Annotated in this window: 14 protein-coding genes; 12 read left to right on the forward strand and 2 right to left on the reverse strand. The window is 70.2% G+C overall.

Annotated elements, in window-relative coordinates; all coding sequences use genetic code 11:
- The first annotated feature begins 39 nt into the window (after positions 1-39).
- From LAJ19_RS12425 to recA, 6 genes are all read left to right on the forward strand, one after another.
- Positions 40-1,197: an FAD-dependent oxidoreductase gene (locus LAJ19_RS12425; RefSeq protein WP_225476062.1), complete on the forward strand. Its 1,158-nt coding sequence runs from the start codon at positions 40-42 to the stop codon at positions 1,195-1,197.
- Between the two features lie 274 nt (positions 1,198-1,471).
- Complete coding sequence (ilvA, locus tag LAJ19_RS12430; RefSeq protein ID WP_225476063.1) at positions 1,472-3,025, forward strand: threonine ammonia-lyase, biosynthetic; 1,554 nt, start codon at positions 1,472-1,474, stop codon at positions 3,023-3,025.
- Between the two features lie 76 nt (positions 3,026-3,101).
- The gene (locus LAJ19_RS12435) at positions 3,102-3,428 is read left to right on the forward strand and encodes a hypothetical protein (RefSeq protein WP_225476064.1); all 327 of its coding nucleotides are present in this window, start codon (positions 3,102-3,104) and stop codon (positions 3,426-3,428) included.
- A gap of 256 nt (positions 3,429-3,684) precedes the next feature.
- Positions 3,685-4,896 carry a CinA family nicotinamide mononucleotide deamidase-related protein gene (locus LAJ19_RS12440; RefSeq protein ID WP_225476065.1) on the forward strand — a complete coding sequence of 404 codons (1,212 nt, stop codon included), beginning with the start codon at positions 3,685-3,687 and terminating at the stop codon, positions 4,894-4,896.
- Positions 4,893-5,564, forward strand: coding sequence for an RNA 2',3'-cyclic phosphodiesterase (thpR, locus tag LAJ19_RS12445; RefSeq protein WP_225476066.1), 672 nt, complete (start codon positions 4,893-4,895; stop codon positions 5,562-5,564). Before LAJ19_RS12440 ends, thpR begins: the two co-directional genes overlap by 4 nt.
- A complete protein-coding gene (recA, locus tag LAJ19_RS12450) occupies positions 5,561-6,625 on the forward strand; it encodes a recombinase RecA (protein ID WP_225476067.1) in 1,065 nt (354 codons plus the stop codon). Before thpR ends, recA begins: the two co-directional genes overlap by 4 nt.
- Before the next feature lie 233 nt (positions 6,626-6,858).
- Here recA and LAJ19_RS12455 read toward each other — a convergent pair whose 3' ends face one another.
- The gene (locus tag LAJ19_RS12455) at positions 6,859-7,443 is read right to left on the reverse strand and encodes a biotin transporter BioY (RefSeq protein WP_225476068.1); all 585 of its coding nucleotides are present in this window, start codon (positions 7,441-7,443) and stop codon (positions 6,859-6,861) included.
- 57 nt (positions 7,444-7,500) lie between these two features.
- Positions 7,501-8,439, reverse strand: a complete 939-nt coding sequence (locus LAJ19_RS12460) for a biotin--[acetyl-CoA-carboxylase] ligase (protein ID WP_225523268.1) — start codon at positions 8,437-8,439, stop codon at positions 7,501-7,503.
- 143 nt (positions 8,440-8,582) lie between these two features.
- Here LAJ19_RS12460 and LAJ19_RS12465 point away from each other — a divergent pair, with 143 nt between their 5' ends.
- The 6 genes from LAJ19_RS12465 (at position 8,583) to LAJ19_RS12490 (ending at position 12,378) form a co-directional block, all read left to right on the forward strand.
- On the forward strand, positions 8,583-8,972 hold the full coding sequence (locus LAJ19_RS12465; RefSeq protein WP_225476069.1) for a Fur family transcriptional regulator: 390 nt from the start codon (positions 8,583-8,585) through the stop codon (positions 8,970-8,972).
- Between the two features lie 47 nt (positions 8,973-9,019).
- The gene (locus LAJ19_RS12470) at positions 9,020-9,715 is read left to right on the forward strand and encodes a hypothetical protein (RefSeq protein ID WP_225476070.1); all 696 of its coding nucleotides are present in this window, start codon (positions 9,020-9,022) and stop codon (positions 9,713-9,715) included.
- A gap of 117 nt (positions 9,716-9,832) precedes the next feature.
- Entirely contained in the window at positions 9,833-10,507 is a 675-nt protein-coding gene (locus LAJ19_RS12475; protein ID WP_225523269.1) for a MarC family protein, read from the forward strand.
- A gap of 105 nt (positions 10,508-10,612) precedes the next feature.
- A complete protein-coding gene (locus LAJ19_RS12480) occupies positions 10,613-11,170 on the forward strand; it encodes an HNH endonuclease (RefSeq protein ID WP_225476071.1) in 558 nt (185 codons plus the stop codon).
- 82 nt (positions 11,171-11,252) lie between these two features.
- On the forward strand, positions 11,253-11,813 hold the full coding sequence (locus LAJ19_RS12485; RefSeq protein ID WP_225476072.1) for an HD domain-containing protein: 561 nt from the start codon (positions 11,253-11,255) through the stop codon (positions 11,811-11,813).
- A 124-nt stretch (positions 11,814-11,937) separates the two neighbouring features.
- Positions 11,938-12,378, forward strand: coding sequence for a hypothetical protein (locus tag LAJ19_RS12490; RefSeq protein ID WP_225476073.1), 441 nt, complete (start codon positions 11,938-11,940; stop codon positions 12,376-12,378).
- Positions 12,379-12,394: the final 16 nt, after the last annotated feature.

Here is a 12,394-nt window from a genome sequence, read left to right on the forward strand (position 1 = left end):
CCGACCTGACAGGCGCGTGAGAAGCGGCATGATTCACCCATGCCTGCGCTCCAGCCTCAGCCTCCAGCGCCCGGCCGCGTGTGGGCGCATGTCGGCCAGCCGTTCACGCCCGGCCCCCACGACGTGCTGATCGTCGGTGCTGGCCGCATGGGAACCGCACTGGCCCTCGCCCTGCACGTCCACGCGCCGCACCGCCGCACGCTGCTGGTGGAGGAAGGCGGACTGCCCAACGAGGACGGCGCGACCCTCCTCGCGCCGGGCGTGTGGACCCTCGCGGGCCTGCCGGACGCCCTGCACGGTGCGGCCCACTGGACCCGGGCGCAGCTGCTCACGCTGGGCGGCGATCAGCTGCAGTCCCGGCCCTACCTGACCCTGCATGCCGGGGCCGGGCCCGGCCGCCTGCCGACCCCCGACGCGCTCGCAGGGCACCCTGAGAGTCTCACGCTGCTGAACCCGGCCAGTGTGCCGTGGGCCACCCCGCAGGACGCCCTCACGTACCGGCCCGGCCTGCTCGCGCAGCAGGCCGCGCAGCAGGCCATCGGGCAGGGCACCGACCTGCTGCTCAATACGCGCGTCACGCCGCACCCGGGCGGTCAGGTGACGCTGGAGCGCCTGACAGTCACGAACACGCACCAGATCGTCACGCACGAAACGTTCACGGTCCAGGCCCGCACGGTGATTCTGGCCACGGGCGCGCAGGCGCCCGCGCAGGCTGAACATCACCTGGGCGTGCACACCCGGCATGGCCGCGCCTACCGGCAGACGCCGCACCTGAACGCCCCCAGCCGCCCCGGCAGTCCGGTGCTGCACGTTCAGGGCCTCACGCTGCGGCCCCAGCATGACGCGTACACCCTTATTCCCGCGGTGCATCACCGCGATCCGCACGGCTACGAACCGGTCGGGGGGCACCTTACCGGCGTGCCCACCGGCCTGCGCCGCGAGACGCTGGAGGACCTCGTGGGGCTCATGGACGCCGCGCCCGTGCTCGCCACGGACGCCCTGCACCTGGGCCGCAGTCTCAGTGACGTGCCCGGCGCGTGGCTGGCCCTGCCGCACGGCGACCTGCACGCCCCGCCCGGCCATGAGCGTCTGGATGAACACACGTTCCTGCTGCTCGGCGGGCCGCTTGCGGATTCACTGGGTCTGTACGCCGCTGATCAGCTCGCCCGGCAGATTGCCGCCGGGAGTGAAGCGTGAGGCCATCCACCTTCCCCCTCCTGGGCCACCCGGGGCGGCGCCCCCACCAGAATCCGGACTGGAGTTCCGGAGCGCGCCTGTTGGGCCGTCAGCCCATCGGTCCGGCCGCTTGTCTACTTCTTGCCTCCTGCGCCCGTGCGTGGCGGCCTAAGCTGTCGTCCATGAGCGCGGCGCGAATTACGGGCTGGTCAGGGGCGAAGACCTGACGGCCTGCGCGCTGCCACGTGTCCCCCGCCCGACCGGCGGGGGTTTTCGTTTCTCAAGGGGTGATGACATGACGCAGGTGATGCGGGACTGGAAACCGGGCGAGTTGGACGCCATGGACGTGCTGCGGCTGGCCCTGACGAGCAGGGTGTACGGCGCGGCAGTGGAGACGCCGGTCAGTGAGACGCCGCGCCTGAGTGCCCGGATGAACAACCGGGTGCTGCTCAAGCGCGAGGATCAGCAGCCGATCTTCTCGTTCAAGCTGCGCGGCGCGTACAACAAGATGGCGCAGCTGTCGGCCGAGGAGCGCGCGCGCGGCGTGATCTGCGCGTCGGCGGGCAATCACGCCCAGGGGGTGGCTTTCGCGGCTCAGGCGCTGGGCGTGCGGGCAGTGATCGTGATGCCCGCAACCACGCCGGAGATCAAGGTGGGGGCGTGCCGGGCGCGGGGCGCAGAGGTGGTCCTGTTCGGAGACAGTTTCAGCGACGCGGAGACGCACGCGTTCGCGTTGCAGGCGCAGCTGGGCCTGACCTTCGTGCATCCGTACGATGACCCGCTCGTGCTGGCCGGACAGGGCACCGTGGCGCTGGAGCTGCTGCGGCAGGTGGAGGCGCCGGGCCCAATGACGGTGTTCGTTCCGGTGGGCGGCGGGGGCCTGATTGCGGGCGTGGCGTGCGTTCTCAAGGCGCTGCGGCCAGACATCCGCGTGGTGGGGGTGGAACCGGATGACAGTGACGCGATGTTCCAGTCCCTGCAGGCGGGCGAGCGGGTGCGGCTGGACACGGTGGGCATCTTCGTGGATGGCGTGGCCGTGAAGCAGGTGGGGGCCTTCACGTTCGACCTGACGCGCCGGTACGTGGATGACTGGGTGCGCGTGACCACCGATGAGGTGTGTGCGGCGATCAAGGACGTGTTTGATGACACGCGCGCCGTGATGGAACCTGCGGGGGCGCTGGCGGTGGCGGGCCTGAAGCGGTTCGTGGCGGAGCGGGGCGTGCAGGGGGAGACGCTGGTGGCGCTCACCTGCGGCGCGAACGTGAACTTCGACCGCTTGCGGCATGTGGCGGAACGCGCCGAGATCGGGGAGCAGCGCGAGGCGATCTTCGCGGTGACCATTCCGGAACGGCCCGGCGCGTTCCGGGAGTTCATTGAGGTCGTGGGGGCGCGGGCGATCACGGAGTTCAACTACCGCTTTGCGCCGCGGGCCCAGGCGCAGATTTTCGTGGGGGTGCAGCTGGCGGCGCCGGGCGAGCGGGTGGCGCTGCGGGAGGACCTGACCCGGCGGGGGTACGCGGTGCTGGACCTGACGGACGATGAGCTGGCCAAGGTGCACGTGCGTCACATGGTGGGCGGGCGGGCGCCGGAGGCGGCGCACGAGCGGGTGTTCTCGTTCACGTTCCCCGAGCGGCCGGGGGCGCTGCTGGCGTTCCTGACGCACCTGCATGGGCGCTGGAACATCAGTCTGTTTCACTACCGCAATCACGGGTCGGCACATGGGCGGGTGATGGCGGGGTTGCAGGTCCCTCCCGAGGATGAGGCCAGTTTCGCGGCATTCCTGCTGGGGGTGGGGTACCCGGCGGTTGAGGTCACGGTGAATCCGGCGTACCGGTTGTTCCTGACCTGACGGGGACAGGCGGACTCATGAAGGGGTGGTGGGGCGCCACTCACCCCGCTCAGGGCGGGCCATGGCGAGATGAGGCATGACTGAATCGCGTGGCGGGCGGAATGTGGTGGTGGGAGTCAGTGGCGCCTGGAAGGGCGAGGCCACGGACCCAGAGCGTTCATTTCTGGGAGAAATCAACGTGTCGGAACTGGAAGCGCTTCCGGTGGGGACGTCCGTTGAGGTCACGTACCAGGACAGTGGCCGGCGCGTGACCGGGCCCGGCGAACACGGCATGTACCTCCTGCGGGCCGGGGAACACAGCTGGCGGGTGCTGCGGTTTACGGCGCACCCCAGCGCGGCCGGGCAGGCCCGCGACGACCGCGTTCCGTCCGGCGACTGGGTGGCTGAACTTGTAGAGCGCTGAGGGGCGGCGTGATGAGTCCCGGACAGACCGGACTCCATCACGTTGCGAGCGCGGCGGACAATCAGAACGCTCCAGGGTTTGCCCGAGCGTTCTGATTGTCTGCTGCTGCGCAGACTTTTACTGGTGGGCGGGCGGCCGACCCCCAGGCTGAGGCGCCGGCGGTCGGCCGGGGCACGTACACTCGGTGAAGCAGAGGCGCAGGGGTCCCATGGGTGGACGCCCGTTTCGCCCTGGACTATACTATGCCGAGGTTTTTATGCTGATAGCAGAAATCATCAGTGTGGGGACGGAACTGCTGTTCGGCGAAATCGTTGACAGCAACGCCGCGTTCCTCGCCCGTGAACTGGGCGCCCGCGGCGTCACCCTGCACCGCAAAACGGTACTGGGGGACAACCTGGACCGCCTGACGGCGGCCATCACCCTGGCCCTGAGCCGCGCCGACCTGGTGATTCTGGGCGGCGGCCTGGGCCCCACCGACGACGACCTCACGCGCGAAGCCATTGCCGCCGCCCTGAACGAAACGCCCCGTGAGGACCCCATCCAGCTTGCGCACCTGCGCGGCCTGTACGAAGCCCGCGGCCGCCACATGCCCGAACTCAACCGCAAGCAGGCCTGGCTGATCCCCAGTGCCGAAGCGCTGCCCAACCCGGTTGGCACGGCCCCCGGCTGGTTCGCGCGCACCACCCGGGACGGACACCCCCGACTGCTCGCGGCCCTCCCTGGGCCGCCCCGCGAAATGCAGCGCATGTGGCGCGAACAGGTGCTGCCGCGCCTGCCGCTTCCGGACGCGGCGCTCGTGCACACCACCGTGCACACGCACGGCATCGGGGAAAGCAACCTGGCCGAACTGCTCGGCGACCTCACCCGGCAGGGTAACCCCAGCGTGGCCACGTACGCCCGCGCCACCGGCGTGGACGTCCGCGTGGCTGCCAGCGCCCCCACGCCCGAGGAGGCCCTGGCCCTGCAGGTGCCGGCCCTGACGCAGGTGCGCGCCGCTCTGGCCCGCTGGACCTGGGGTGAGGACCGCCAGACGCTGGCCGGCGTGGTGCAGGCCGCACTGCACGGCCGCACGCTGGGCGTGATCGAGGCCGGCAGCGCCGGAGTGCTCAGTACCCTGCTCGCTGACCAGCCGGGTTTCCTGGACGCCGCGGTGACGCAGGACCACCGGCGCCTGATCACGCTGGGCCTCACGCCCGTCACGCTCAAAGGGCCGGGGCTGGTCAGTGAGCAGGCCGCGCGGGAACTGGCCGGCGGGGCCCGCGAGCACCTGGGCGCCGACCTGGGCCTCGCGGTGGTCGTGCAGGCCACCGGGGACGGCGCCGGGCAGGCGCACGCGGCCCTGAGCAACGGCGAGCAGGTCGCGCTGACCAGCGTGAACTGGCCGGGCGACGCAGCGCAGCTGCGCGAGCGCGCGGCGGTGGCGGCCCTGGCCCTCGCGGCCCGGACCCTGCCAGGATGGACGGCATGAACGTCAAGCTCAAAGTCACGCCCGCGGTGCGCCGCGCTCCGAAGGACCGGCCCAGCCCACCCGCCCGGGGAGGGGCCGGCACCCACACGCCGGCCACGCAGCGCCTCTTCTTCGCGCTGAAGGTCCCCGCGACCATCACGCCGCCCATGGTGGCCGCCCAGAAGAAACTGCGCGGCAACTGGCGCGCGGTGCAGCCTGAACAGCTGCACGTGACGCTGGCGTACCTGCCGGCCGTTCCGCACGACCGCGTCGAGGACCTCAAGCGCCTGGGCAACCGCCTGAGCGCCGACCATCCGCCGCTGAACCTGAACCTGCGCGGCACCGGGTACTTCCCGAATGAAGGCAGCCCCCGCGTGTGGTTCGTGAAGGTCGAGGGCGAAGGCCTGAACGAGCTGGCGGCCGCGCTGCGCGAGGGCATTCAGGCGCTGGGCCTGAGCACCGACGACCTGCCCTTCAAGGCGCACGTCACGCTGGCCCGCAAGAAGGGCCCGGCGCCGCGCGTTCCTCCGCTTCTCTTTACCGACCACTGGCAGTCCGGCGGCGTCACGCTGTACCGCAGCATCCTGCGCAAGACCGGACCCATTCACGAAACCGTCAGTACCTTCCGCCTGCGCGGAACACCCGTCCTCACCCCGCTCCCCGCCGAAGCTTCCCAGGAGACGCCATGAGCAAAGAAAAAGACATCGCTGCCGCCCCCACCGACGCCAAAGAACGCGCCAAGGCCATCGAAACGGCCATGAGCCAGATCGAGAAGGCGTTCGGCAAGGGCAGCATCATGAAACTCGGCGCCGAGAGCAAACTGGACGTGCAGGCCGTCAGCACCGGCAGCCTGTCCCTGGACCTCGCGCTGGGCGTGGGCGGCGTGCCCAAGGGCCGCGTCACCGAGATCTACGGCCCGGAATCCGGCGGGAAGACCACCCTGGCCCTGAGTATCGTCGCGCAGTCCCAGAAGGCCGGCGGGACCTGCGCCTTCATTGACGCCGAGCACGCCCTGGACCCCGTGTACGCGCGGGCGCTGGGCGTCAACACCGACGAACTGCTCGTCTCGCAGCCAGACAACGGCGAGCAGGCCCTGGAAATCATGGAACTGCTCGTCCGCAGCGGCGCCGTGGACGTGGTGGTCGTGGACTCCGTGGCGGCCCTGACGCCGCGCGCGGAAATCGAAGGCGAGATGGGCGACAGCCTCCCTGGCCTCCAGGCAAGATTGATGAGCCAGGCGCTGCGCAAACTCACCGCGATTCTCAGCAAGACCGGGACCGCCGCGATCTTCATCAACCAGGTGCGCGAGAAGATCGGCGTGATGTACGGCAACCCCGAAACCACCACCGGGGGCCGCGCCCTGAAGTTCTACGCCAGCGTGCGCCTTGACGTCCGCAAGATCGGCCAGCCGGTCAAGCTGGGCAACGACGCCATCGGCAACACTGTGAAGGTCAAGACCGTGAAGAACAAGGTCGCGCCGCCTTTCAAGGAGGTCGAACTGACCCTGATGTACGGCAAGGGCTTCGATCAGCTCAGCGACCTTGTCACGCTCGCCAGCGACATGGAGATCATCAAGAAGGCCGGCAGCTTCTACTCCTACAACGATGAGCGCATCGGGCAGGGCAAGGAGAAGGCCATCGCGTTCATCGCCGAGCGTCCTGAAATGGAAGCCGAGATCCGTACCCGCGTGCTGGGCGCCATCAAGGAAGGCCGCGACCCGCTGGCCGCCGTGCCCAGCGTCGCTGAGTAAGCTCCGTTCCGCCACCTGACCCGCCTGGCCGCGCGGCCAGGCGGGTCTTCCTGCGGGGGTCTAGGCGTTCTGGCGGAGGGCCACCTGTCACTTTCGGCGGATGCTTGCGCCGGGTGGACCGCGCACACTGTGGCCATGCCCGCGGCCGGGTTTCCAGACGGGAGACATCGACAACCGGCCGCATGGCAATGGCCCCCACCCGAGTGAAGGTGGGGGCCGTTTCGTGCGGAACCTTACCGGCGGACGAAACGCCAGACGGTGGGCAGCAGCAGCGCGGCGAGGACCAGCTTGATGGTGTCACCCAGCAAGAAGGGCGTCAGGCCGGCCGTGAGCAGGGCGCCGCCCTTCAGGCCGGTCACGGCGCTCAGGACGGGCAGGCCGAAAGCGTAGATGACGACGCTGCCGGCTAGCATGGCCAGGCAGGTGCCCAGGAAACGGCGGTCCAGCGCGTAGCGTTCCACGAGGAACCCCACCAGCGCCGCCGCGAAGGGGTAGCTGATGAGGTAGCCCAGGCTGGCGCGCACGCCGGTGCCGGCCGAGTTCATCAGGCCGCTGGCCCCGCCGGCGTACACAGGCAGGCCCGCGGCGCCCGCCGCGACGTACAGCGCGAGGGCAGCCAGCGCGCGTTTCCAGCCGAGGGCCGCGCCAACCAGCAGCACGCCGAGGGTCTGCAGGGTCAGGGGAACCGGCTGCAGCGGAATTTCCGCCTGGGCGAGCGCCGCGACGAACGCCGCGCCTCCGGCGATCAGGACGAGGTCCCAGGCGACGCTGGGAGCGGGAACAAGCTGGCGGGCGAGGGTGGGGTGCGTCAGGGTCATGGAATCCTCCAGAAGAATAGGGGTGAGGGTGAAGTGCAGCCGGCTGCCTGCGGCGCGTCAGGGCGCCGGACCGCGCGGGTCGAGCGACCCGATCAGCTGCACGTCCCCGGCGCTGACCGTGACGGGGCCGCCGGGCGTGTGCACGATCAGGCTGCCGTTGTGATCGAGGTCGTGCGCGGTGCCCTCCACCGGGCCGGCGGGGGTCTTCACGCGCACGGGGCGCCCCAGGGTGAGGTTCACGTCGCGCCACGCCTGAAGGATCTGGGTGGGCGTGGCGCTGAGCCAGCGGTGCAGTTCAGCGAGCAGGTCGCCGAGCAGCGCGGCGCGCGTCAGGTCCGGGCGGTACTCGGTGAGGTGCGCCGCTTCCGGGGGGGCGGCGCTGACGTTCACGCCGATGCCCAGCACGGCCCGGCGGGCCTCCTCGCCGCGCAGGTCGGCTTCGAGCAGGACGCCGGCCAGTTTGCGCCGGTCGGGGCTGAGCAGATCGTTGGGCCACTTCAGGCCGCCGACCTGCGCGGCGTGAACAACAGCGACCCCGGCCGCCAGGGGCAGCAGCGTCAGTTCCGGGAGCGTCAGGGGCCCGCCGCCTGGTCCGTGACGCAGCAGGACACTGAAGACCAGGGTGCCGTGCGTGGTGTCCCAGGGGCGGCCGCGCCGGCCGCGGCCAGCAGTCTGACGTTCGGCCACCACCACCGCGCCGTGTGGCGCGGGCGCAGCGGGGTGGTCCGCCCAGGCGCGGACCTCATCCTGGGTGCTTCCCACCGTGCCGTGGTACCGCAGCGTGCTGCCCAATGGGGTGGTGCGCCGCACGAACTGCGGCGCGGGCGTCCCGGCGCTCAGCGCGTAGCCGTGGCGGGTGACCTGCACGGGCACGCCGCTGTCGATGAGGCGCCGCGCGAGGGTGTTCACGGTGACGCGGTTCACGCCGAGCGCCTGCCCCAGGGCGGCCCCGGTCTGGGGGTCCGGGGTCAGCAGGGGCAGCAGGCGGCCGGGCATCTCGTTCACGGTTTAGCGCGCCGGACTGAACGAGCGCAATGAACCGGGTTCAGCCAGCCGTCCGGTTATACCGGACAGCCCGCGCCCGCCGGTCTGTCGCAGCGGTCACGGGTGCGTCCGGGTGCATTTGATAAACTCCCCGCATGACGATGGTGCGGCAGACCAAGCAGCGTGCGGCGGTGATCGAGGTGCTGCGTGCGGCCCGGTCCCATCCGGACGCCGCGTGGATTCACACGCAGGTGCGCGGTCAGCTGCCCAGCGTGAGCCTCGGAACCGTGTACCGCACCCTGGACGCCCTGGTCCGTGACGGCGTGGTCGTTACGCTGGAACGCGCCGGGCAGGCCACCCGCTACGACTACAAACATGAGGGCGACGCGCACCACCACGCGGTCTGCCGCACCTGCGGGGCCATTTTCGACGTGGATGCCGGGGACGTGCCGGCCGTCCCGGCCTCCGCCCTGCCTGCTGGGTTTCAGGTCACCGACGTGCGTCTGGAATTCATAGGCATCTGCCCGGACTGCCAGTCCCGCTGAGGCCGCGCGGGACGCTTCACCTGCGGGCGCGGCAGTAGGCTGCGGACGTGACCGTTCCGCCTGCGCCGCCCGCCCCTGAATTTCCCGTCTATACCCCGCGGTCATTCCTGCCGGCCTTCCTGCTGGGCTGGGGCCTGGGCGTCGCCCTGACCTTCGCGGTGCGCGGCGCGGGCGCAGCGCTCCTCACGGACCTCTGCCAGGGACACACGCTGCTGGCACTGCTGGTGCCCCTGCTGCTGGGCCCGGGGGGCCTGGCGTTCACGGCCGCGCACTGGCGCCGCCCGTCACGTGCGGCGCTGGGCCTGGGGCTGGTGCTGGCCTCGCTGTTCCCGGCGCTGTTCGTCGGCGCGCAGGACATCGGGCAGCTGCGCCGCAGCGGCTGCGCCGGAGGGTACGTGCTGCTGACCGAACCGGTGAACGGGCAGCCAGGCGACAGCATCAGCAGCCTGAGTCTTCCGGTCGGCACCGAGCGCACCCTCCTGGCCCGCGTCGGCGGGTACACCGCGCAGACGCACCCAGGGGTCTTCACGGTGCGCGGCGCGTCCACCGCCGGCGGCGTGAGTGTCACGCCGGGCCGCACGCAGGTGCGCGCCGGGGAGCCGTTTCCCGTCACGATCCGCGTGGCGCGCGGCACCCCCGTGAACTCGTACACGGCCACCGTGAGCGCCGCCACGCAGCAGGACGGGCGGAAGGTGGAAGCCAGCGGAACGCTGGACCTCAATGTCCGCCCCGCGCAGCCCTGACCGGGCCCCGTGAACCGGACCCGGCCGGAGCGGATGATACGCTCGGGCCGTGAATGTGCCGGAACTCTCCCGTGTTGCCTTACCGACGTTCCTGGCCGTTCAGGTGTCGTTATGACCATGAGTCTTCCGGAACTTCTGGCCATCACCTCCCAGACGTTCCTGACCATGCTGGTGGTGATGGACCCGATCGGGCTGGCCCCGATCTTCATCGGCCTGGCCGGCAACCGGCCCAGTTTCGAGCGGCGGCGCGTGGCGTTCAAGGCGACCCTGGTGGCTGGCGTGATCATCCTGCTGTTCGGCCTGTTCGGCCGCGCACTGCTCGATCACCTGGGCATCAGCCTGAGTGCCTTTCGCATCGCGGGCGGGATCCTGCTGTTTCTGATTGCGCTGGACATGGTGTTCGCGCGGCCCAGCGGCAGCAAGGAAACCGCCGAGGAGGAACAGGAGGCGCAGGAGCGGCAGGACATCAGCGTGTTCCCGCTGGCCATTCCGCTGATTGCCGGGCCCGGCACGCTGGCGAGCATCATGATTCTGGCGGGCGACGCGCACGGCTCGCCCCTGCTGCTGCTGGCCGTGTTTCTGGTAACGGCGGCGGTGCTGCTGCTGTGCTACCTGGCGCTGCGCCTGTCCGGGCAGATCGCGCGGGTGATCGGGCTGACGGGAGTGCACGTGGTGACGCGCGTGCTGGGCGTGCTGCTGGGCGCCCTGGCGGTGCAGTACGTGGCGGACGGCGTGCTGGAACTGCTGCGCGGCGGCGTGCGCACGGGGGCCGTGCCGGGTCTGCTGGGCTGACCGGAGCAGGGAGGCCGCGTAGGCCATTGCCTGCAGCGGTCATGCATGAAAACTAAGCGTGTCAGCGCAACATTGCTCTGACGGCCTCGTTTTAAAATGCCGTGCATGATCTCCAGAAAGGACGTGCACCCAGAGCCCCGAAGACCTCGTGTCGCCGCTGACCTCAACGCGCCGCGTGTGCTGGTGCTGAACGCGTCCTACGAACCGCTGCACGTCACGAGCGCCAAGCGGGCCATCACGCTGGTGCAGTACGGCGTGGCGGAGATTCTGGAGAACAGCGAGGACGTGGTCCGCTCACCCAGCACGGTCATGCCGGTGCCCAGCGTGATCCGCCTGCGGCGCTACGTGCGCCGCCCACGCGTGCATCCCATTCCCTTTAACCGCCGCAACGTGCTGCGCCGCGACACCTTCACCTGCCAGTACTGCGGCTCACCCGAGGAACTGACGCTGGATCACGTCCTGCCCCGTTCACGTGGCGGGCGGCACACCTGGGAGAACGTGGTGACGGCGTGCCGCACGTGCAACCAGCGTAAGGGCAACCGCACGCCGGAAGAGGCCGCGATGCCGCTGCGCACCCGGCCGCGCGCGCCCAGCTTCGGCGTGTACGCGCACGGGCAGTTCGCGCACTGGCAACCGCAGTGGACGCGGTACCTGGGCGGGTAACCCGCCTGGGCGTGTGGGGCAGCCGGCAGGCCAGGGCTGCCCCACACGCTGGCTTTCACGTTCCGGGCCGCTAGACTGCCGTATGAACCGGGAACAGGCTTACACCCTGATGGTGCAGCACACGCCGTCGGTGTCGCTGCAGCGGCACATGCTGAACGTGGAGGCCGCCATGCGCGCCTACGCCCGCCACTGGGGCGAGGATGAGGAACTGTACGCCGTGACGGGCCTGCTGCACGACTTTGATTACGAAAGGCACCCGGAGGAGCACCCGGCGTGGGGCGTGGCGTTCCTGCGCGACCACACCGACACGCCGGACGTGGTGCTGAGCGCGATCATGGGTCACGCCTCGTACACCGGCACCCCCCGTGACACGCGGCTGGCCCGGACGCTGTTCGCCGTGGATGAACTGACCGGGCTGGTGCAGGCGGCCGCGCTCGTGCGCCCTGACCGGGACGTGCGGCAGGTGGAACTGCCCAGCCTGAAAAAACGTTTCCGCAACCGGGCGTTCGCAGCGGGCGTGAACCGTGAAGAGGTCGAGCAGGGCGCCCGGGAACTGGGGGTTGATCTGGAGGAGCACATGCTGGTGGTACTGCGGGCCATGCAGGCCATGCCCCAGGCGGCTGAGGAGCGCGCACCTGCCTGAAGCTGCACACTCATAAGATCAGTTCAGGGTCCCTTTAAGGTCTGGTGCAGGCAGCCGCGCTCGCCGGACCGCACAATGCCTTCATATCCGGCGCGACTGCGCACCTGATGCAAGGAGACTCACCATGAACAAGACCCTGTTAACGCTGACCCTGCTGCTCGCGGCTCCCGCTGCCCTGGCCTCCGCGCCCTCTTCGACGCTCGTGCAGGTGCAGGACACCAACAACAACGGCCAGCAGGACGACTTCGGCGGCACGCCCGGCGAAGGGCAGGAAGGCGCGGCCGAGGAGGTCGGCGAGAACGTCGATCAGGCCGCGCAGGAGACCGGTGAAGCGGTAGAGAACGCCGCAGCGGCCACCGGTGAAGCCGTTGAGAACACGGGGGACGCCGTGAGCAACGCCGTGGACCCCAACGGGGACGGCGTGGTGGACACCAACAATGACGGTACGGCCGACACCCGCCAGTTCCCCTGGGGTCTGCTGGGCCTGCTGGGTCTGCTGGGCCTGATTCCCCGCAACCGCCCGCACACCGTGACCCACGTGGACACGACCACCACCCGCCGCTAATCCAGCTGTGGCACTG

The organism is Deinococcus taeanensis, assembly GCF_020229735.1.
Classification (GTDB): Bacteria; Deinococcota; Deinococci; order Deinococcales; family Deinococcaceae; genus Deinococcus; species Deinococcus taeanensis.